Here is a 21705-nt window from a genome sequence, read left to right on the forward strand (position 1 = left end):
GAAGGTGTACACGGTTTTATTGGTTGATGACGAAAAACGAATGTTAGAATTATTAGAGCTGTATCTTACCCCGAACGGATACCGTTGTGTGAAATGCGAGTCAGGAGTAGCGGCGATTTGCTATTTAGAAAATAATAAAGCAGACCTTGTATTGCTTGATATCATGATGCCAGAAATGGACGGATGGGAAACGTGCAAAAAAATACGAGAGTTTTCGAATGTCCCAATCATTATGGTTACCGCACGGGATGCGACGACAGACGTTGTCCAAGGGCTAAAAATTGGCGCAGATGATTACATTACAAAACCGTTTGACGAATCCGAATTGCTCGCTCGGATGGAGGCAGTATTGCGCCGTTCGGTCGGAAAACAAACGAAACTCGAGTTTAACGGCTTAGTTTGGGATGAAGCGCAGCATAAAGTCCAATATGCTGGGCACGATATTTTTCTCACGCCAAAAGAGTTTGCCATTTTAGGACTTTTTCTCAAAAATCCAAATCGAGTATTTAGTCGCGAGCAACTCATCATCACATTATGGGGGTATAACGCCAATACAGAAGAACGAACCGTCGATTCGCACGTGAAAAATATTCGCGAAAAGCTCCGCCAAGCTGGTTTTCCGATTGATGAATTTTTGCAGACCGTTTGGGGTGTAGGATATAAATGGGGGGGGTAAGGTAAAAAGAAATGGAAGAGAAGCTCATTACACTATTTCATACATATGAAAGCGTTGCTTATCTCATCAGTATTGCGATCAATATTGTGATCAGTATTTTAGGCGTTGTCCCGAGCGTCTTTCTCACTGTCGCTAACTTGGCGGTATTTGGCTTTTGGAAAGGCACTTTTGTATCGTTTGTCGGGGAAGCGGTTGGCGCGATTGTATCGTTTCTGTTGTATCGAAAAGGGTTTCGCCAGCTTTCAGAAACGAAATGCTTTTCCTATCCGAAAGTGAAACGTTTGCTTGCGGCAGAAGGGATAGAAGCCTTTTCTCTTGTTTTGTCTTTGCGTCTTCTTCCTTTTGTTCCATCAGGAATAGTCACGTTCGTTGCCGCTATTGGGCGCATGTCGCTCCTTCTTTTTACAGCCGCCAGCTCGCTTGGGAAACTGCCAGCACTGTTGTTAGAGGCATATTCGGTGTATCAAGTGATGAATTGGACATGGCAAGGAAAAGTCATTTTCACGTTCGTTGCGTTAGGGATATTTATAGTTGTTGTACGACGTATGTTTGCACGTTGAGTTTTATACCCGCTACCGGTATAATGTATGATGAAGGTGGTGAAATAAATGTCTCATTGTGAGTCTCATGAACAACGAATGGTTCCGCGCACGGAAGAAGAAATCGAAAACATTATTAAGCGCTTGAAGCGCATTGAAGGACAAGTGCGCGGGGTGCAAAAAATGGTCGAAGACAATCGGTATTGCATCGATATTTTAGTGCAAATTTCTGCAATCACGGCCGCGTTAAATAAAGTCGGATTGAATTTGTTAGAACGCCATGTCAGCCATTGTGTGTCGAAAGCGATCCGCGAAGGAGATGGTGAAACGTCCATCCGCGAGCTGATGGATGTCATTAAGCAATTTTCAAAGTAAGGGAGGGGAAATGGATGCGAACGGTGACACTAAAGGTGACCGGCATGACATGTGCTGCCTGTTCTGCCCGTATTGAAAAAGTGTTGAATAAAATGGACGGCGTAGAAGCGACCGTCAATTTAGCGATGGAAAAAGCGACCGTTCAATACGACCCGAATAAATATAGCCTTGCCGATATTGAAGCGAAAATTGAAAAGTTAGGGTATGGCGTGGCGGCTGAAAAAGTGACGCTCGATATTGAAGGCATGACATGTGCAGCATGTGCGACACGGATTGAAAAAGGGTTACAGCGGATGGAAGGTGTTACAAGCGCTACGGTAAACTTAGCGACAAACAGTGCGGTTGTCGAATATAAAGAAGGCGTTACATCGGTCGAAGACATTTTAGAGAAAATGAAACAGCTTGGGTACAAAGGGCAGATTCGAAGCGAAGAACAAGATGATGCTCGTCGGAAAGAAGAGAGGCTTAAACAAAAACAACGGCAACTTGTTATTTCTATCCTTTTATCCTTACCTTTGCTTTATACGATGGTTGCCCATATGCCGTTTCATATCGGCTTGCCGATGCCACATCTGTTAATGAATCCGTGGTTCCAGCTTCTTTTAGCTACACCGGTTCAGTTTTATATCGGTGCTCCGTTTTATGTCGGGGCGTACCGAGCGCTACGAAACAAGAGCGCGAATATGGACGTTCTTGTCGCACTTGGCACATCGGCTGCTTATTTTTATAGTTTATTTGAAACGTTGCGGGCGCTCACGAATCATGAACCGCGCTTATATTTTGAAACGAGCGCCGTCTTGATTACGCTTGTGCTTGTCGGCAAATACTTTGAAGCGCTTGCGAAAGGGCGGACAACAGAAGCGATTTCAAAGCTACTTAGCTTGCAGGCAAAAGAAGCGACGGTTATCCGACATGGAGAAGAAAGAAAAGTTCCGCTCGAAGAAGTGATGATCGGGGATACGATCCTTGTCAAGCCAGGAGAAAAAATCCCGGTAGACGGTACAGTGATTGCTGGCTCTTCTTCGGTAGACGAATCAATGATTACGGGGGAATCAATTCCAGTAGATAAAAAAGAAGGGGATTTCGTGATTGGTGCAACAATCAATACAAACGGAATACTAACGATTCGCGCAGAAAAAGTCGGAAAAGATACCGCACTCGCCAATATCATTAAAATTGTCGAAGAGGCGCAAGGGTCGAAAGCACCGATTCAGCGGATGGCGGATACGATCTCCGGCATTTTCGTTCCAATTGTTGTCGGCATTGCCGTGTTAGCATTTATCATTTGGTATTTCGTTGTGGCGCCAAATGATTTACCAACTGCGCTGGAAGTGGCGATTGCCGTTCTTGTCATTGCGTGTCCTTGTGCGCTCGGTCTTGCCACGCCGACATCGATTATGGTCGGTACAGGAAAAGGAGCAGAACATGGCATTCTTTTTAAAGGAGGTGAGTATTTAGAAGGAACGCATAAAATTAACGCGGTGCTATTCGATAAAACCGGAACAGTGACAAAAGGAAAACCAGAAGTGACAGATGTTTTGTCATTTCAAGAACATATGCTCGACTATGCCGTTTCGGCCGAGAGCGCTTCGGAACATCCGCTAGCGCAAGCGATTGTGGCGTACGGAAAAGCAAACGGAATCGTCGCGCAACCGTTGACGCAATTTTCTGCGCTCGTTGGTCATGGAGTGGAAGCGACGGTAAACGGAAAGCATGTGCTCATCGGCACGCGCAAGTTAATGAACGAACGTGCGGTCAATATTGCCGAACATGAGCCAACAATGATAAAGCTTGAAAGCGAAGGAAAAACGGTCATGCTCGTTGCCATCGACGGACAGCTTGCTGGAATGATCGCTGTTGCCGATACGATCAAGGAAACGTCGAAACAAGCGATTGTGGCATTAAAACAAATGGGCATTGAAGTGTATATGGTAACAGGCGATAACAAACGAACAGCCGAAGCGATCGCCAAACAAGTCGGTATAGAACATGTGTATTCGGAAGTGCTTCCGGAACAAAAAGCGACAATTGTCGAACAGCTACAAAAAGAAGGGAAGCGTGTTGCGATGATTGGCGACGGCATTAACGACGCCCCAGCTCTTGCGAAAGCGGATATTGGGATGGCGATTGGCACAGGAGCGGATGTTGCGATTGAAACGGCGGACGTGACGCTTGTTGGCGGCGATTTGCTGCACATTCCAAAAGCGATTGAACTGAGTCGGCAAACGATGCGCAACATTCGGCAAAACTTATTTTGGGCATTATTTTATAATAGCGTCGGCATTCCCGTCGCTGCAGCTGGATTGTTACAACCGTGGATCGCTGGGGCAGCGATGGCATTTAGCTCTGTATCCGTTGTGACAAACGCGCTTCGTTTGAAACGCGTGAAACTATAAACATTAAAATATAAACATTTAAGGAGGAATGGATGATGACGATTACATTACAAGTACAAGGGATGACATGCGGACATTGCAAAGCAGCGGTAACAAATGCGCTTCAAGAACTAGATGGCGTCAGCCGCGTCGAAGTGCATTTGCAAGAAGGTACCGTTGATGTCGAGTATGATGAAACAAAAGTAAGCGTAGACAAACTGAAAGAAGCGATTGAAGAGCAAGGATATGATGTGAAGTAAGGGAGAAAAGGGTATTCCTCTGTCGAAGGGATGCCCTTTTTCAGTATCGAAAGTTTTTTTTCTTTTTATGAAGAATAATGAAAAAACGAGATGTGAATGGATACGATTTATCAGACAGTCGTGCATTGGATCAAGTGCTTCCTTGGTCTAAAACACTTCCTGTTTCATCTATTGCTTTTCATCAACTAACTCAATAATACCCTAAGCCCCGGCCTTAAAAAAGGTGGGGGCTATTTGACGTTTACTCGGTAACCGCAAAGAAAGTTATTAATCTTGTTGGCTTATTCCTTGGTCGGGCTAGTTGAGCGCTGAGGCTCAACTAGCACCACGGGTTTTTGTAAACAGTTTTTGTATGGAATAAATTAAAAGAATACTTGAAATAAAGATTAACAACGTATAAGCATTAACATAAACAGTATTTGTATATTGATTTATCCAGCTAAAACGGTAGATTCTAGAATTTATGTTAGATGGGGGTCCTCCGAGTTGTTTAATTAAGTCTAAAACATATATAATTTCTAAAAAAGCGGACATGCTTAAAATACAGAGTGAACCAATACCCATAAACAACAAACCTCTCTTTGAGATACTCATGTTAGTGAGGATTTTCCATAACCCCCTCCCAAAGAACAAAAATGAAATTGCAGCTAACATAATAATAAGAAGCCCTGGATTTCCGTTCCCTGAAGTTACGTGAGGCTCTATCGTAAAAAGTTCCGTTAGATATAACATCAATAAACAAACTAAAAATGATATAATAAGTTGTTTAGAGAATAACTTCAATATAATTCCTCCTCGTATAGTATGTTTAGAAAGATTTTTAAATCGAATTTCCAATACGATATGCTCCTTGACAATCGCATATTCTTGGGTGACTTGCCCACGGGGGAGGGGCGCCCCTCCCCCGTGGGTCGCAAACATATTTCACAAACATCGGGGTTGGACTTTTCGCGATGTTCCTGGATAATGATCTTGAGGCTCATCGGGGACACTCTTCTTCCTCCTGTAGCCTTGACTACTCGTGAAGTCTGTCTCCCCGGCTCCTGTTCGGACGTCTAACCCGCAGGCTTTTCCCGTTGGTTCCCCATGCTGGAAGGAGCAGCTTCCAGGCAGCCCATGGCCCAACGTGAGTTCTCATACGCGAGGGTGACTGGTCAACAAGCGCGATCCGGGGGCATCCCGAAGAGTCCCACCCCCACGATCCTACTTATCCATTTTTATAAATTTATATGAATGATAAAAGCCCTTAATTAACATAAGGGCTGTTTTATGTTTAGGATAGCCACGCAAAATCGATGTCTTGGTCATCGTCTGTCCAATCAAACCAGTGCGTACCTGTATTATCCGCACCATTATCAGGATCTTTGTAAGCGACATGTAAATCGCCTGCATAAGAACCGTTTTTATCATATCCAATTCCACAAACAAAATGATATTCGATTGATGTTCCACCAGAGTCAAATAAATCAAAACGGATGGCAACAGGAGCGTTGCTATCTATGGCACCAATAAACTTAGAACTATTCCCAACCGCATCTGTTACTGTATTAGAGCTCCAAGCATTACTTGTATGGTAAACGTGTGTAAGAGCACCGTTGGTCCACATTGTAATTGTTGTTCCTAACCATGTACTCCCCATCTCGTTATAAAGATGATTAACTAACGCGGCCCATGAGCCATAATAAGAGTTATCTCGAACATTATAACCTAACTCATCATGATAATAATCCATAATCATAGCGGCTACTGTTGGACCACAAGCTGAATTCGGATTATTAATTGCGGAACTACGCTGATAGATACGGTCAACGCCACTTAATACTTTATAGTCTGTAGCGGCGATATCTGGGGTATAGTCCGATTTGTAGTCGGTATATTTGACCTCTGTCACCATTCCCGCTGACGCATGGTGCAAGTCGTGGCAATGGAACATCCAATTTCCCGGATTATCTGCTTGAAATGCGACAACATATTCTTCACCCGGATTTATATTTAACGTATCTTTAATCAATGGAGAGCCTGTAATAGGCTTCCCGTTTTTGCTTAATACTTGGAAGAAATGTCCGTGTAAATGCATCGGGTGGACGTCCATAGGTGAATGGTTCACGAATTTGACTTTGACGAGATCGCCTTTTTTCACGTTGATTGGCGCTATGTCAGGATACGTTTTCCCATTAATCGTGAAAACCACCCCATTTTTGCCCATTGCTGTTCCTAAATTCATTGTGTATTCGACATCATATGTTTGGTCTAATGTAAATCGAGCCGGTTTCTGTTTTCCGTATGTCGTTATATCTACAACAGGAAGCGTTTCTTTTGCATTTGCTTTGTCCGTATGGCTTGTTTGTCCTTCGTATTGAATTTTCACTTTCATGCCATCGGTGCCTTTCATATTTCCATGGCATTCTAGTAACCATTCGCCTGGATTATTCGCTATAAATTCAATGTCGTAACGCTCGCCGGGAGCGATATTTAACAATTCGTCTTTGATTGGTTGTGGGCTGTTGATCGGCTGACCATCCGTTGCGACAATTTGAAACTCATGTCCGTGCAAATGAAGCTTGTGGGACATGTACCCTGCGTTAATTAGGCGAAGCCGTACTTTTTCTCCTTTTTTTACTTTTAACGGTTCAATGGCCGTTCCGCTCTTTCCGTTTATAGTGAAAATATCGTACATGCTCATATCATGCATCATCCCATTGCCACCGTGATGCATATTTGTATGCTGAGCATGTCCGTTTGTTGACGATGTTTCTGGTTGACTCATCCATTCGTCTAGCACTAGCGTATAGTCTCGATCGACTTTTTCTTCCTTTTTCGGTTCGACGATCAGAGTGCCGTATAACCCTTTATCCACTTGCTCGGCGCTTTTTTGATGCGAATGATACCAATATGTCCCAGGGATCGTTGCCGTAAATTCATACGTAAATGTTTCGCCAGGTTTGACTGCGTCCATTGTGACGCCAGGTACGCCATCTTGGTTAATTGGAACAGGATAGCCGTGCCAATGAATCGCCGTCGGTTCTGGTAATTCATTTTTAAAGACAATTTTTACGCGCTCTCCTTGCTTTACACGAATTTGCGCTCCGGGAACGGAACCGTTATACGTATAAACAGGAACGGTTATGTTGTCATTTATTTGCAACTGCGCCTCTTTTGCAACAAGATGAATTTCTTGTCCGGACAATACGTCCGATCGTTTCGTTTTTTCTTTATGCTCTGTTGAATGATGTGGAGAATGATTTGTGCATGCAGCAGTGAACGTAACGAGCACAGCTAACATAAACAGTTGTCGTAACATTCTATTTCCCCTTTCTAAATCTTATTGCTACTATTGTAAAATAAAAATATGGAGAATTTATGAATGTGGTTGACAGTTCTCGTTTCAGCATAAGATGAAGAAGAAAAAGAAAAAAGGAGAACGTGTATGAAAAAATGGTTTTTGGTATTTAGCATGTTGCTTCTCTTTGCTTGCGGTGTATCAAAAGTGGATGAACGATATGAAGAGGAAGAAACCATCGCGTACGAAGTTGTAACAGGCGAACAGCTTCCACCACATGTAAAAGCGTTATATGATAAACAACATAAACAATTTCAAACGTACACGGTTCAACAAGATGACATGACGTATGCGATCATTCATCTCGGGGAAAGAAAAACAGGGGGATACGGGGTTGAAGTGACCGAGGTCCGATATAAAAAAGGCAAAGCAATCGTCTATTATAAAGAACAAAAGCCAGCACCAGATGCAATCGTTACACAAGCGTTAACGTATCCGAAAGTCGCTATAAAAATAAAAACAACGATTCCGATCGAAATAAAGAAAAAATAGCTCTATGTGTTGGGCATAGAGCTATTTGTCCATAGCAATCGCATCCGCCACGATCCATCCTGATAATGCGCAACCGAGCGAGCCTGCCCCAGGAAAAACAGTATCGCCACAAAGCCAAAGCCCTTCGACATTCGTTTGAGGTGCATACGTGGACAATAAACTGAAGGGACCATTTGGAATATAGCCACCTACTTTTCCGAACGCACGGTGAGTAAAGCGAGCAAATGTTACAGGTGTGCCGACTAATTGAACATGTATATTCGTTAATGGGAATGTTTTATTCACACGTTGCAATATTTGTTCTGTAAGCATCTTTTTCTGTTCATCATACGCATGACGATTCCACCAATGAAGTGGTTCGGTATGCGTGGAAATCGTGATGGAACGTTTTCCTACAGGCGCCATTTGTCGATCAAACGGTGCGGAAGTGGACAATAAAAATTGATTTCCTTCACTCATCGGCTTTGTTTTGTCAACGATAAATTGATGGTATAAGCTATCTGTCTGAAAGTTGTCGTCTACTCCCATGTAAATCGTAAACGCTCCCCAAGCCGGGCGTTTTTTTTCTTTTTCTTCGCGTATCGAAAATGTACGTTTAATAGAATCGTCTAAAATGGCAAAAATACTATGGACAGAGCCGTTAAATACAACATGTTTTGCTTCGTACGTTTGGTTTCGATTTGTCGTCACAAGCCAATGGCGTTCTTTGCGAATGGAAATGACTTTCTCACGCATCCGTAATTCTCCGCCAAGCTGTTTGTAACGTTCTGCAAGTGCATGAACAACGGTTGCAAGACCGCCCTCAACGTAAAATGCACCGCGATGGAAGACGCTTAAGGCAACGGCGCCAAGTAAAGCAGGACAACGTTCAATCGTTGTTTGCACACTATCAACGAGTTGGCCGTTTAAAAAAGCGATAAACGTCTCGTCGTGAATGCCATAATGTTGCAGACGTTTCGCAATCGATTGAAATAAAAACGGTGCTGCGCTCAATAATTTTCGATCTGCTTTTTGTATCACTTCGAATATATGTTTCATCGTTTTTGGTGGAATCATCGGTCGTTTATATACAAAAGAAAGAAGTGCATCTGCAAGAGAAAACATTTCTTTAAAAAAACGGACAATGGCTCCGCTATCTTTTGGAAACTGTTGGGCAATTTCTTCGAACCAACGCTCTTTTTGTTGGTAATAACGAATCGTCCGCTCAGAAAAGTGTACATCCATTACGGTGTGTAATAAATGAACGGGAGGAGAGGACATGCCGAGCTCATGAAAAAGTTGTGAAAATACACCATCTTCTTCAAATCCCATCCCAAGCGTCGCTCCTGCTTGAAAGCGAAACGACTGCCGTTCAAATTTTCCTGCGCATCCACCGAGTTCGTTTGCGGCTTCAAGCGTCAATGTGCGATATCCCTTTTTCGCAAGAAGGGCGCTTGTTGTTACTCCTCCAAATCCTGTTCCAACGATTATGACATCGTACAATATAGTCACCTTCTTTTTTCTTTTTATTATACAATTATTGAACAAATATTGTACAATAAGAGCGTGTAAAAGATGAAAGGATGGGATATATGCATACAGCAGTTGTTTGGTTTCGCCGAGATTTTCGTCTGCACGATCATACAGCGCTCGCACAGGCACTTCATTGGGCCAAAGAAAGACAAGGGAAACTTCTTTTTTTCTTTCACTTTGACCCTTATTTTTCAAACGAACGAACGTATCATCATGAATATTTTTTTCAAACAGTAGAACAGTTTCGACAAACGTTGCGTCAACAATACGGGATACATGTACACATTTTGCATGGAGATGTGGATGATGTATTTGTTCGACTAATTCGTTGTACACGTATGAATGCCATATTTTTTAATAAAGACGAAGTCGGGCGTGGAAAAGAGCGGGACGATTACGTTCAGGCGTTGTTACAAAAGCATGGTGTTGACGTATATGCATATGATGATGCACATATGCACGAGGCATTTGATGTGCTGAAAGCAGATGGAACTCCTTATAAAGTATATACACCGTATTACCGTGCCTGGCGGAAACGTCCGAAACGTTTCCCACTTTCTATTGATATGGATCTATTGTGTGCACATATGTTGCATATCACACCGCTGTCAGAAGATGACGAACGCGCTTTTACGCATTGGCTTTCAAAATGTACGAAACGTTGGGAGCGTACGAGTGAACAAGATGCGCTGATCGCTCTACAACATTTTATCGAAACAGCTCTTCCACATTATGACAAAAAGCGTGATATTCCGAGCGTTGCGGGAACGAGTCGATTATCTCCACATTTAAAAACAGGAACGATTTCGATTCGGACGGTTTTTCATGCTGTTGTTCAACAATTTGGCAATAGCTATGACGAAGCGGTAGAAACATATATAAAAGAATTAGCATGGCGTGATTTTTACCATATGATTTACGCGCATTTTCCATTTACAAAGACAGAAGCGTTTATAGAAAAGTATCGTCATCTTCCATGGTCACGCGATGATGAACGGTTTCAAGCTTGGAAAGAAGGAAAAACAGGGTTTCCGATCGTTGATGCAGGGATGCGCCAATTAAAAGAAGAAGGGTGGCTGCACAATCGTGTTCGCATGATTGTTGCATCATTTTTAACAAAAGATTATTTGATCGATTGGCGCATGGGTGAGCAATATTTTCAGCACATGTTAATCGACTATGATGAAGCATCAAATATTGGAGGGTGGCAATGGGCTGCTTCTGTCGGGACGGACGCTGTGCCGTATTTTCGTGTGTTTAACCCGATTGAACAATCGAAAAAATTTGATCCGGATGGCATGTATATTCGCACATATGTACCAGAACTTGCTTTTTTCCCTTCGCCACATATTCATGAACCGTGGAAAAGCAACTTCAACATCAATTATCCTGCGCCGACAGTCGATCATCGCCTGCAACGCCAACGTGCGATTGCGTTATTTCAGATGAGTGAACTAGTATAAAAGCCCGCTTGATGAAGTGGGCTTTTCATTTTTGTTGCGACTAAGACGTAAAGTTTGTGAAGGATTATAAACAAAGAAAAAAGAATAGGAATAAATATCATCTATGTTAGACGGATTGTATAGCACTATTCATCACCAAGTAAGGAATAAACGAAGAAGGGAAGGAAAACGAGATGAGAACAGCAATCGAAAGAAAGAAGTTCTATATTAATGGTGAATGGGTCGAAGCACAGTCGTATACCAAGCTTTTCTCCCCGTATTCTAGCGAAGTGTTAGCGGAGATTCCACTTGCGTCAGAGCAAGATGTGAAGCGGGCGATTGCGGCTGCGTACGAAACACGGAAAAAGATAAAAAAAATACCAGCGCATGAGCGGGCGGCGATTTTAGAACGAGTCGTTTCGTTCCTACAACAACGCGCAGAAGAAGCGGCTACGATTATCGCAAAAGAAGCAGCAAAACCAATCACGACCGCTAAAGCAGAAGTCGCACGCACGATTCAAACGTATAAATTTGCGGCGGAAGAGGCGAAACGGATTCACGGAGAAACAATTCCGCTTGATGCCGCACCGGGTGGAGAGCATCGCGTCGCATTTACGATGCGAGAGCCAATTGGAGTCATTGGAGCGATTACACCGTTTAACTTTCCGATGAATTTAGTAGCACATAAACTAGGTCCCGCGATTGCAGCAGGAAACACCGTTGTATTGAAACCAGCCAGCCAAACGCCGCTTTCTGCGTATTTTATTGCGGAGTTGTTTGAACAGGCGGGACTGCCGAAAGGGGCGCTTAATGTCGTAACTGGAAGTGGAAAAACAGTCGGCGACCAAATTGTTACAGATCCTCGTGTGAGTATGGTGACGTTTACTGGAAGCCCAGAAGTAGGCATCGGCATTCGCAACAAGGCGGGTCTAAAGCGTGTGACGCTAGAGTTAGGGTCAAACTCCGCAGTCATCGTTGATGAAAAAGTCGACGTCGACCGAATTATTCCACGGTGCGTCGTCGGTGCTTTCTCGTTCCAAGGACAAGTGTGTATTTCGTTGCAACGCATTTATGTGCATAAAAATCGGTATAAAGAGTTCGTTGAAAAGTTTACTGAAGCGGTGAAACAGTTGAAAGTCGGTGATCCGCTTGACCCAAGCACAGACGTTTCGGCTCTTATTTCTGAAAAAGACGTTGAGCGTTCGTTACAATGGATTGAGGAAGCAAAACAAAACGGTGCGACCGTAGCGATCGGTGGAGAACGGCAGGGAAATATTTTGTTGCCGACTGTCATTTTAGATGCGGCGCCAACGATGAAAGTATCGTGCCAAGAAGTGTTTGCGCCAATTGTATTAATTAATCAAGTGTCTTCCATCGATGAAGCAATTGAACGAGTTAATGACTCGCGCTACGGATTGCAAGCCGGCATATATACAGACAACGTTCATACCGCATGGGACGCAGCCGAGAAACTGCATGTTGGTGGAGTGTTGATTAATGACATTCCAACGTTCCGTGTCGATCATATGCCGTATGGTGGGGTAAAAGAAAGTGGCTTCGGACGTGAAGGCATTCGATATGCAATAGAAGAAATGACAGAATTAAAGTTGATTATTTTTAATCGGAATCGGTAATGCTTACCCGTACTATCAAATGGTAGTACGGGGTTTTACGTCGAAGAGAGGTGTTTTTCTTGACCATTTTCGTCCGCATAGTTGTTGATGTCATGTTGCCGTTATTTTTGTTGATTGGCGCAGGGGCGTATTTGCATCGATTGTTTCATTTTGATATGAAGACGTTGTCGAAAATCACGACGTACTTTTTACTTCCAGCGGTAGGGTTTGTGAACGTCTATGAAAGTGACATGAAAAGCGATGTATTGTTCGATGTTTTTTTCTTTCTTGTTTTACAAGCTGGGACGCTCATCGTTCTTAGTGCGATGATGGCAAAATGGCTAAAGCTTGACCGCAGCTTAGGAGCTACGTTTCAAAATACGATTGTCCTTAACAATTCCGGCAATTTTGGCATTCCAGTAAGTCAACTTGTGTTTCGCCAAGAGCCGTTAGGTTTGTCGATCCAAATTGTCGTAACGATTTTTCAAAACTTTTTAACGAACACGTATGGATTGTTTCAGTTTATTTCTGCAAGTAAAAATAAAGGGACAATGAGTCGTGAATTTTTAAAAAATCCAATTATTTATGCGCTAATCATTGGTGTCATTTGTCGATTTTTTCATATTTCAGTACCGACATTGATTTGGCAACCGCTTACACATGTCGCTGATGCCTTTCTGGCAATTGCTTTGCTGACGTTAGGTGCTCAACTTGCTTATATGAACATCAAACAGATTCCGCGTCTTATGTTTTTAACGATCAGCAGTCGGCTCATTATATCGCCTTTGATTGCTTTTTCTATCATCTTGCTTTTACATATCGAAGGGACGACAGCCCAAGCGCTGCTTATTGCTAGTGCATATCCTTGTTCGCGAAATACAGCGTTATATGCATTACAATACAACCATCATCCAGAATATGCTGCTCAAGCTGTATTTTTATCTACGTTAGACGGTATCGGGTGTCATCGGGCTTGCCCGTGTTTATTTTTAACTTGCATGCCAAAGGAGTGCTCTGACCTCGCTCCTTTGGCAATGTTTGTTCGATTATTTACGTATAACCGGAACCCATAATTCACTTTCTGGCAGGTGATTTGGTGCGTAGTAACATTCAATACATGGAGCATTAGCAAGTTCATATTGAGAAGAAGGGAGCCATTCATATAATTGCTTCCACGCTTCAGCTACGTTTGAAATCACTGCCCACGTGTCGTGAGAGATCGTCATATATTGCATATCGCTTGGAACTTCTCCATCATAACGCACCCCCATAAAATAAATAAACTCCTCATCTGTAATTTTCGCTTCTTTCCCACAAACACCTAATAGCCCTTCAAGCGTGCATTTTGGACGCTCCCATGAGAGATCAATTAGTTTTTGCATAAACCCATCCTTTTTGGCATGATCCCAAAGCGAAGAAATCGTTTGGAATGCTTCGTTTGTTTTCACGCGGTATCCTTTTCCTACAATGGTTAATTCAAATGGAATCGTCTCAATTTTGTGCTGCTCCATGTTTAATAGCCCCTTTTATTGATATGGATATTTTTGTATGAGTTGAAATTCCTCACCTTTTTATATTAACATAAAAATCCAATATACATTTGTAAATTTTTAAGAAGGTGTTGCATGACATTGAATAACATCGTTACGTTCTTTCGTTTTATTGTTGTTGGAGTGAGTAATACACTTGTGGACTTTTTTGTATTTTTTTCCCTTGTAGCACTTGGTATGCCGTATATGTGGGCTCAAATATTTGGATATAGTGTAGGTGTAATGAATAGCTATATTTGGAATCGTTCGTGGACGTTTCGAGCAAAAGGAGCGATTATGAAACCATTTTTTTGCTTTTTAGTTGTAAACGTCTGCTCTCTTATGGTTACAATCGCTATTTTACATGTGTGTAAAGAAGGCTTGCCCATTTTTTGGGGTAAAATGATAGCGACAATGAGTGGAATAGCAATCAATTGGTTCGGTATCCGTATGTGGGTATTTTCTACAAAAAGTGTGTCGTAAAGATAAATGACACACTTTTTTGATTATTAAGAAAATTGTTTGTTTTTTTACATCAATATGTTATATTTATGTTAGTAAATATAACATAGGGGGTTAGGTGTATGTTCTTATTAAGTAAGAGGTTGAAAGGAGAAGAGGGAAAAGAGGAGAAGCAAAATGAGACGTTAAGTCAAATTGAAGTGGCGGTTGATCAATTAAAAGCCGTTGTTGAACAAATGAAATTAGCTGCTAGTTCACTTCATCACACATCTCATGCCACTCAGCAAAGTACAGGACAACTTGTTGATCATTTGGAAAGAACGGTAGGTTATGCGTTGCAAGTGGAAGAAAAGACGAAAGTGATTGAGGAGTCAGCATTGAAGGTTTCCGATGTTTCTCGTCGCATTCATGAGTACAGTGAAGCTTCCTATAATGAGCTTCTTGACGCTTGGAATTCATTACAAAAACTTCAGTATGACATGAACGATTTGCGAACGAGTCATCACGCCTTGATTCAGCAAATGGAGTTGTTAGTCAAACAGTCGCAAGAAATTCATCACATTTTGTCAACGATTGCCTCGATTTCGCAAAAAACGAGTATTTTAGCTCTAAATGCAAATATTGAATCGGCACGTGCAGGTGAGCATGGTAGAGGATTTTCAGTTGTTGCGAACGAAGTGGGAAAATTAGCAAACCAAACATCAATGGCTGTAGAACAAACAAGAAATATTTTGTCTTCCATTCAATCGGGAATCCATTGTACGATGAGGATGGTAGAAGTGGAGAATGGGCAAATCGAGAGCGGATCGAGTGAAATGAACCGTGTATTATCTCTTATGGTTGGGTTTAAAGAACGGTTGCATGATATGACCGCGTTGGCACACGAATCGTCACAATCTGTTGAGGGGCAGACAGCAAGTGTACAAGAAATTTCAGCGTTACTTGAATATATTTCAGGGGTGGTATCGGAAAATAAAAACCATGCGCATGAAGTAGCGAAACATATGGATATACAGTATGAAAACATCGGGCGAATGCTAAAAGTCAATGAAGCGATTGAAAAAATATCAAATGAGTTACAAACAATGGTGAAACAAAATGAACATGAAAGAACGTTCTCAACGGACTTGCGTGTCATTGAACAGATGAAAGAAAAGCTTACATCGTTTGTTCGCTCTTACCCGTTTAATCGTTTGGACGTGAGTGAGCATGAAGTATATTTAGATGAATTTTTACACGTAAACGAAAATGTCGAAGCTGTTTGGTCCAATCGAATCGACGGGACGTTTATTTACTCGAACCCTCCGGCTGGTCTCGTAAATGCGAAAGCAAGACCGTGGTTCGTTGAGGCAACTAAAGGCAATGTGTACGTTTCTTCCGTATACACGTCAGCATTGACAAAACGTCCATGTTTAACGATTTCAGCACCGATTGTGCAAGAAGGTGACGTCGTTGGAGTTGTCGGGATCGATTTATCTGTGTAAGAGGCAGTAAGCCGGCTAGTATATCAGCTGGCTTACTGGTATTGATCTAACATGGTGAAAAATTGTTTTACAAATTGATAAAATACGTTGACAGACGGTGCAAGTTCATATTTAGGTAAAATAATGCCGACATTGCGGCGGACGAGTGGAAGTTCAACCGGTACTTTGACTGTATAACGGGGTGTTGTTTCGTAAAATGTGCTTTCTGGCAACAAAGTAACGCCAATCCCTGCCGAGACAAGTCCTTTAATTGCATCTAAATCTTCTCCTTCTGACGAAATGATTGGAGAAAAGCCGGCTTGTTTGCAAGCATCTTCAACAATTTTACGCAAAATAAATCCTTCTGGAAACATGACAAAAGGCTCATGTCGTAATTCGCTTAAAGCAATGCTTCGTTTTTGATTAAGTGGATGATCTGTCGGAATGAGTGCGGCGAACGACTCGGTAAATAAAATATCGCCTTGAATGCCTTTTTCTTCTGTTGGTACAGGGCCTAAAAAAGCTAAATCAATTTCTCGTTTTTTTACTGCCTCGATTAAAAACTTATAAGAACCTTGGCGTAAATGGAAAGAAATGTGCGGGTGTTGTTGCTTAAATGTTGAAATGACCATCGGCATCGTGTAACTTGCAAGACTTGTTGGAAAGCCGATTTTAATTGTTCCTCGTTCGGGATCTAAATATTCTTCAATTTGTTGTTTCGCATAGTCAATCGCTTTTAACGCTGATTCAATATGTTGTAAAAAGTGGCGTCCGATCGGTGTTAATTTCACATTCCTTCCTTCTCGTTCAAATAACTTGACCCCAAGTTCATCCTCTAAGTTTGCAATTTGACGACTGACAGCAGATTGCGCAACATGCAATGCTTCAGCGGCTTCTGACACATGTTCCCGTTTGGCAACTTCCGTGAAATAGATCAATTGCCTTAACTCCATTTCTTCCACCTCTTGTTATCGTTCTCAAAATGAGATGAATATTATCTAAATTATATATTGTTTGTATGATTATTGAAATCTACAATTATACATACATGATGACGGAATGGGGGATTCATATGAGAGGTTTACCAAAAGCACAAGGATTGTACTGTCCGCAGTTTGAACATGATGCATGTGGGATCGGTTTGTATGCTCACTTAAAAGGTGAAGCTTCTCATCATATTGTAAAGCAAGGTCTTCATATGCTACGCCAATTGGAACATCGCGGCGGTCAAGGAAGCGACCCGCAAACAGGTGACGGAGCTGGAATCATGGTGCAAATTCCTGATGATTATTTTCGATCCGTTTGTTCATTTTCACTCCCCGCAAAAGGACGTTACGGAGTAGGGATGGTTTTCTTTTTTGAACATGATGAGCAAAAGAGGGGAATGTTGGAACAGCAAATTCATGATATTGTCCATGAAGAAGGGCAGACGTTACTTGGATGGCGAGATGTACCTGTTGATGTCGAAAAACTTGGAACATTAGCAAAACAAAGTCGTCCATTTATTCGACAGCTTTTTGTGGCAGCGGGCGATGATGTAACCGATGAGCAACATTTTGAACGTAAATTATACGTCATTCGTAAACGAGCGGAAAAGCTAGTGAAAAACAATGAATATTATTTTGCTAGTTTATCAAGCCGCACAATTGTTTACAAAGGACTAGTCACCCCTGAGCAACTAGATGCCTTTTATATCGATTTACAAGATGAGCGATTTCGTTCGGCGTTTGCGCTCGTTCACTCGCGCTTTAGCACGAACACGTTCCCGAGTTGGGAGCGGGCACATCCGAACCGCTATTTAATTCATAACGGAGAGATTAACACGTTGCGCGGCAATATTCATTGGATGATGGCGCGCGAAAAACAATTTTCATCACCTGTTTTTGGTGAAGATTTACAAAAAGTACTTCCGATTTTAGATACGAACGGAAGCGATTCTTCCATGCTCGATAATGCGTTTGAGTTTTTTGTGTTAGCTGGAAAATCGCTCGCTGAAACAGCGATGATGCTCATTCCGGAGCCGTGGTATTGGGATGAAGAAATGGATGATCATAAAAAAGCATTTTATGAATATTATAGCTGTCTTATGGAGCCGTGGGACGGTCCGACGGCCATTGTGTTCACAAACGGAAAACAAATTGGTGGCATTTTAGATCGAAACGGTCTTCGTCCAGCTCGTTACTATGTGACAAAAGATGACTATATTATTTTTTCATCGGAAGTTGGAGTAATTGATGTAGCTCCGGAAAACATTTTATACAAAGAACGATTAAGCCCTGGAAAAATGCTTTTTATTGATTTTGAACAAGGGCGAATCATTTCTGATGAAGAAATAAAAAGTCAAATCGCCAATGAACGACCATATCGTCAATGGGTAAATGAACAGATGATTTCTGTTGACGAATGTGCAGAAGATGAGCAGGAACAACCGTTTGACAACCTTTTGACATGGCAAAAAGCGTTTGGATATACGTATGAAGATGTCGAAAAAACAATTATTCCAATTGCGAAGGAAGGAAAAGATCCGACTGGGGCGATGGGGAACGATACGCCGTTAGCGGTTTTATCCGATCGACCGCAAAGTTTATTTAACTATTTTAAGCAACTGTTTGCACAAGTGACAAATCCGCCGATCGATGCGATTCGTGAATATATCGTTACATCCACAGTTACGTTGCTTGGAAAAGAAGGAGATTTGTTAAACCTAGATGCATCTTCGGCTCGTCGCATTCGATTAGAGTCACCAATAATCACGAACAAACAATTAAAAGCAGTTCGAATGAGTCCGTATCGTGAATTTGTTAGTGTGACGTTGTCAACAGTTTTTACACATAGTTTAGAAGAAGCGCTGGATGAATTATGTGAAGCGGCGGATGAAGCGATTGCTTCTGGTGTGACGTTGCTTATTTTATCAGACCGTTGCATAAACGAACAACGTGTAGCCATTCCATCACTCCTTGCGGTCAGTGCTTTACATCAACATCTCGTTCGAACAGGAACACGTACGAAAGTGAGTTTAATCGTGGAAACTGGAGAAGCGCGTGAAGTGCATCATTTTGCGGCGTTAATCGGCTATGGGGCAGATGCCATCAATCCATATTTGGTATTTGCGACTATTCGAGAAGCGATTGAAAAAGGAGTGCTTCATTCCACATACGAAAAAGCAGTCGAAACGTACAAAAAAGCAGCGACAGACGGTGTTGTCAAAGTGATGTCTAAAATGGGCATTTCCACGGTGCAAAGTTATCGCGGAGCGCAAATTTTTGAAGCGATCGGTATCGGGAATGATGTCATCGATCAATACTTTACCGGCACAGCATCACAAATTGGTGGAATTGGTTTGAATGAAATTGCCCAAGAAGCAAAGATGCGTCATATGCAAGCGTTCCACACATCTTATGATCAAACATTAGATTCTGGAAGTGAATTGCAATGGCGTAAAAACGGTGAACATCATGCGTTTAATCCGAAAACGATTCATACGTTACAATGGGCATGTCGAAAAAATGACTATGAGTTATTTAAACAATACTCAAACATGGCGAATGAAGAACAACTAACGTTTTTGCGCAATTTGTTTGAGTTTGACGAAACGCGTACGCCTATTCCGATTGAAGAAGTTGAACCGGTAGAAGCGATCGTCCGTCGCTTTAAAACAGGAGCGATGTCATACGGTTCTTTGAGCGAAGAAGCTCATGAGGCGCTTGCGATTGCGATGAATCGCATCGGTGGAAAGAGCAATAGCGGAGAAGGTGGCGAAGATCCGCGACGCTATGTACAAGATGAAAATGGTGACTTCCGTCGCAGTGCGATTAAGCAAGTCGCATCCGGTCGTTTCGGTGTGAAAAGTCATTATTTAGTTCATGCGGATGAACTGCAAATTAAAATGGCGCAAGGAGCGAAACCGGGAGAAGGGGGACAACTTCCTGCGAATAAAGTATATCCGTGGATCGGAAAAGTGCGCGGCTCCACGCCGGGTGTAGAACTTATTTCACCGCCGCCGCACCATGACATATACTCTATCGAAGATTTAGCGCAACTCATTTACGACTTGAAAAATGCGAATCGTCATGCGCGCATTAGCGTGAAGCTTGTTGCAAAATCTGGTGTTGGTACGATTGCTGCGGGAGTAGCTAAAGGCGGTGCAGACGTCATCGTCATTAGCGGATATGACGGCGGTACAGGTGCTTCACCGAAAACGAGCATTAAACATGCGGGGGTTCCTTGGGAACTCGGTTTAGCTGAGACGCACCAGACGCTCATGTTAAACGGACTGCGCGATCGCGTCGTATTAGAAACAGATGGAAAATTAATGACTGGTCGCGATGTTGTCATGGCTGCGTTATTTGGCGCTGAAGAGTTTGGTTTTGCAACAGCTCCACTTGTCGTTTTAGGATGTGTCATGATGCGCGTTTGTCATTTAGATACGTGCCCAGTCGGTGTAGCGACGCAAAATCCAGAACTGCGGGCAAAATTTACAGGAAAGCCAGAACATATTGTAAACTTCATGTATTTTGTCGCTCAAGAAGTGCGTGAGATGATGGCGCAACTCGGGTTCCGTACGATCGACGAAATGGTTGGACGGGTAGACGTGTTAAAAGTAAGCGAGCGGGCAAAGCGACATTGGAAAGCGAAACATCTTGATTTATCGAGACTGTTGTATCAAGTGGAAGGATCGCGCACGTTTTCTAAATCGTACGACCACCGTGTTGAGCAAACGTTAGATTATGAAACTATTTTGCCAGCTGTACAGAAAGCAATAGAGGAGAAAGAGCCTGTGCAATTGCACGTACGCATTAACAACGTGCAGCGAACTGTCGGTGCGATCGTCGGGAGCGAAATATCGAAACGATACGGGGAAGAAGGTCTCCCAGAAGATACGATTCAACTAAGTTTTCACGGTTCAGCAGGACAAAGTTTTGCGGCGTTCGTGCCAAAAGGAATGACGATGACATTAGTCGGTGATGCGAACGATTATGTCGGTAAAGGTTTATCAGGGGGAAAAGTAATCATTCGACCGCCGCATGAAGCGACGTTTGCATGCAACGATCAAGTCATTATTGGAAACGTTGCGTTTTACGGTGCAACAAGCGGTGAAGCGTACATTCGTGGTCGGGCTGGCGAACGTTTTTGCGTTCGAAATAGCGGCGTTCACGCAGTTGTTGAAGGTGTTGGGGATCACGGCTGTGAGTATATGACGGGTGGACGTGTCGTCATCCTCGGTTCTGTTGGGAAAAATTTCGCCGCTGGAATGTCCGGCGGTATAGCATACGTACTTGCTGATGACGATGTGTGGAAAAAACGCGCGAACTGTGAACTCGTTTTATTTGAGTCATTAGTCGACGAAAACGAAATACGAGATGTGCAACATATGATTATGAAACATTACGAATATACAGAAAGCCCAAAAGCAGCGTATGTGCTTGCAAATTGGGAACGAGTTGTGAAAGACATCATCAAAGTCATTCCGAAAAATTATAAGCTTATGATTGAGACAATTGAAGCGATGAAGCAACGCGGGTTGTCGGATGACGGAGCGGTATTTGAGGCGTTTGAAACGGTCGCAAGAAAAAAAGGTGTCGTCGTTGAAAAAGGAATTGAAGTGGTCGCAAAGTAAGCGATCGCTT

The 21705-nt window shown here is 42.6% G+C and carries 17 protein-coding genes; 12 read left to right on the top strand and 5 right to left on the bottom strand.

Translation table 11 applies throughout. The features are described 5' to 3' along the window. The first annotated feature begins 4 nt into the window (after positions 1-4). Genes HNR43_RS06145 through copZ form a run of 5 tightly spaced genes read left to right on the top strand, consistent with a single transcriptional unit; the run spans position 5 to position 4225 of the window. Positions 5-676, top strand: coding sequence for a response regulator (locus HNR43_RS06145; protein WP_183242203.1), 672 nt, complete (start codon positions 5-7; stop codon positions 674-676). 11 nt (positions 677-687) lie between these two features. Further along, positions 688-1236, top strand: coding sequence for a TVP38/TMEM64 family protein (locus tag HNR43_RS06150; RefSeq protein WP_183242205.1), 549 nt, complete (start codon positions 688-690; stop codon positions 1234-1236). A gap of 48 nt (positions 1237-1284) precedes the next feature. Next, positions 1285-1590, top strand: coding sequence for a metal-sensing transcriptional repressor (locus HNR43_RS06155; RefSeq protein WP_183242207.1), 306 nt, complete (start codon positions 1285-1287; stop codon positions 1588-1590). Positions 1591-1604: 14 nt separating this feature from the next. Next, positions 1605-3986: a heavy metal translocating P-type ATPase gene (locus HNR43_RS06160; RefSeq protein ID WP_183242209.1), complete on the top strand. Its 2382-nt coding sequence runs from the start codon at positions 1605-1607 to the stop codon at positions 3984-3986. 35 nt (positions 3987-4021) lie between these two features. Next, positions 4022-4225 carry a copper chaperone CopZ gene (gene copZ, locus HNR43_RS06165; RefSeq protein WP_281380364.1) on the top strand — a complete coding sequence of 68 codons (204 nt, stop codon included), beginning with the start codon at positions 4022-4024 and terminating at the stop codon, positions 4223-4225. Between the two features lie 315 nt (positions 4226-4540). On the opposite strand, the gene HNR43_RS06170 is transcribed toward copZ, so the two are convergent. Further along, positions 4541-5062 (bottom strand): hypothetical protein, encoded by a 522-nt coding sequence (locus tag HNR43_RS06170; RefSeq protein WP_221248207.1) that lies wholly within the window; start codon positions 5060-5062, stop codon positions 4541-4543. A 436-nt stretch (positions 5063-5498) separates the two neighbouring features. Next, positions 5499-7526, bottom strand: a complete 2028-nt coding sequence (locus HNR43_RS06175) for a multicopper oxidase domain-containing protein (RefSeq protein ID WP_183242215.1) — start codon at positions 7524-7526, stop codon at positions 5499-5501. Between the two features lie 126 nt (positions 7527-7652). Between HNR43_RS06175 and HNR43_RS06180 the strand changes: the two genes are divergently transcribed. Continuing rightward, complete coding sequence (locus tag HNR43_RS06180; protein ID WP_183242217.1) at positions 7653-8057, top strand: protease complex subunit PrcB family protein; 405 nt, start codon at positions 7653-7655, stop codon at positions 8055-8057. A 21-nt stretch (positions 8058-8078) separates the two neighbouring features. Here HNR43_RS06180 and HNR43_RS06185 read toward each other — a convergent pair whose 3' ends face one another. Then, positions 8079-9539, bottom strand: a complete 1461-nt coding sequence (locus HNR43_RS06185; protein WP_183242219.1) for a phytoene desaturase family protein — start codon at positions 9537-9539, stop codon at positions 8079-8081. Between the two features lie 80 nt (positions 9540-9619). Here HNR43_RS06185 and HNR43_RS06190 point away from each other — a divergent pair, with 80 nt between their 5' ends. From HNR43_RS06190 to HNR43_RS06200, 3 genes are all read left to right on the top strand, one after another. Continuing rightward, positions 9620-11032, top strand: a complete 1413-nt coding sequence (locus HNR43_RS06190; RefSeq protein WP_183242222.1) for a cryptochrome/photolyase family protein — start codon at positions 9620-9622, stop codon at positions 11030-11032. Between the two features lie 173 nt (positions 11033-11205). Next, positions 11206-12645, top strand: coding sequence for an aldehyde dehydrogenase family protein (locus HNR43_RS06195; RefSeq protein WP_183242224.1), 1440 nt, complete (start codon positions 11206-11208; stop codon positions 12643-12645). A gap of 59 nt (positions 12646-12704) precedes the next feature. Further along, positions 12705-13697 carry an AEC family transporter gene (locus HNR43_RS06200; protein WP_425486524.1) on the top strand — a complete coding sequence of 331 codons (993 nt, stop codon included), beginning with the start codon at positions 12705-12707 and terminating at the stop codon, positions 13695-13697. Here HNR43_RS06200 and HNR43_RS06205 read toward each other — a convergent pair. Then, positions 13671-14135: a GyrI-like domain-containing protein gene (locus tag HNR43_RS06205; RefSeq protein ID WP_183242226.1), complete on the bottom strand. Its 465-nt coding sequence runs from the start codon at positions 14133-14135 to the stop codon at positions 13671-13673. The genes HNR43_RS06200 and HNR43_RS06205 overlap by 27 nt on opposite strands. A gap of 114 nt (positions 14136-14249) precedes the next feature. On the opposite strand from HNR43_RS06205, the gene HNR43_RS06210 reads away from it, so the two are divergent. Together HNR43_RS06210 and HNR43_RS06215 are read left to right on the top strand one after the other, a co-directional pair. Then, a complete protein-coding gene (locus HNR43_RS06210) occupies positions 14250-14636 on the top strand; it encodes a GtrA family protein (protein WP_183242228.1) in 387 nt (128 codons plus the stop codon). Between the two features lie 101 nt (positions 14637-14737). Beyond that, positions 14738-16099 (top strand): methyl-accepting chemotaxis protein, encoded by a 1362-nt coding sequence (locus tag HNR43_RS06215; protein WP_183242230.1) that lies wholly within the window; start codon positions 14738-14740, stop codon positions 16097-16099. Between the two features lie 32 nt (positions 16100-16131). Here the strand turns inward: HNR43_RS06215 and gltC are convergent, their stop codons facing one another. Continuing rightward, a complete protein-coding gene (gene gltC / locus HNR43_RS06220) occupies positions 16132-17031 on the bottom strand; it encodes a glutamate biosynthesis transcriptional regulator GltC (RefSeq protein ID WP_183242232.1) in 900 nt (299 codons plus the stop codon). Between the two features lie 119 nt (positions 17032-17150). On the opposite strand from gltC, the gene gltB reads away from it, so the two are divergent. Next, complete coding sequence (gene gltB, locus HNR43_RS06225) at positions 17151-21695, top strand: glutamate synthase large subunit (RefSeq protein ID WP_221248208.1); 4545 nt, start codon at positions 17151-17153, stop codon at positions 21693-21695. Positions 21696-21705: the final 10 nt, after the last annotated feature.

Source organism: Anoxybacillus mongoliensis (assembly GCF_014201515.1).
GTDB classification, from domain to species: domain Bacteria; phylum Bacillota; class Bacilli; order Bacillales; family Anoxybacillaceae; genus Anoxybacillus; species Anoxybacillus mongoliensis.

What these genes read in the sequence shown, in the direction of transcription:
- HNR43_RS06150 (WP_183242205.1), top strand. Translation starts at nt 688, where the DNA reads ATGGAAGAGAAGCTCATTACACTATTTCATACATATGAAAGCGTTGCT.
- HNR43_RS06155 (WP_183242207.1), top strand. Translation starts at nt 1,285, where the DNA reads ATGTCTCATTGTGAGTCTCATGAACAACGAATGGTTCCGCGCACGGAA.
- HNR43_RS06160 (WP_183242209.1), top strand. Translation starts at nt 1,605, where the DNA reads ATGCGAACGGTGACACTAAAGGTGACCGGCATGACATGTGCTGCCTGT.
- copZ (WP_281380364.1), top strand. Translation starts at nt 4,022, where the DNA reads ATGACGATTACATTACAAGTACAAGGGATGACATGCGGACATTGCAAA.
- HNR43_RS06175 (WP_183242215.1), bottom strand. Translation starts at nt 7,526, where the DNA reads ATGTTACGACAACTGTTTATGTTAGCTGTGCTCGTTACGTTCACTGCT.
- HNR43_RS06180 (WP_183242217.1), top strand. Translation starts at nt 7,653, where the DNA reads ATGAAAAAATGGTTTTTGGTATTTAGCATGTTGCTTCTCTTTGCTTGC.
- HNR43_RS06190 (WP_183242222.1), top strand. Translation starts at nt 9,620, where the DNA reads ATGGGATATATGCATACAGCAGTTGTTTGGTTTCGCCGAGATTTTCGT.
- HNR43_RS06195 (WP_183242224.1), top strand. Translation starts at nt 11,206, where the DNA reads ATGAGAACAGCAATCGAAAGAAAGAAGTTCTATATTAATGGTGAATGG.
- HNR43_RS06205 (WP_183242226.1), bottom strand. Translation starts at nt 14,135, where the DNA reads ATGGAGCAGCACAAAATTGAGACGATTCCATTTGAATTAACCATTGTA.
- HNR43_RS06210 (WP_183242228.1), top strand. Translation starts at nt 14,250, where the DNA reads ATGACATTGAATAACATCGTTACGTTCTTTCGTTTTATTGTTGTTGGA.
- HNR43_RS06215 (WP_183242230.1), top strand. Translation starts at nt 14,738, where the DNA reads ATGTTCTTATTAAGTAAGAGGTTGAAAGGAGAAGAGGGAAAAGAGGAG.
- gltC (WP_183242232.1), bottom strand. Translation starts at nt 17,031, where the DNA reads ATGGAGTTAAGGCAATTGATCTATTTCACGGAAGTTGCCAAACGGGAA.
- gltB (WP_221248208.1), top strand. Translation starts at nt 17,151, where the DNA reads ATGAGAGGTTTACCAAAAGCACAAGGATTGTACTGTCCGCAGTTTGAA.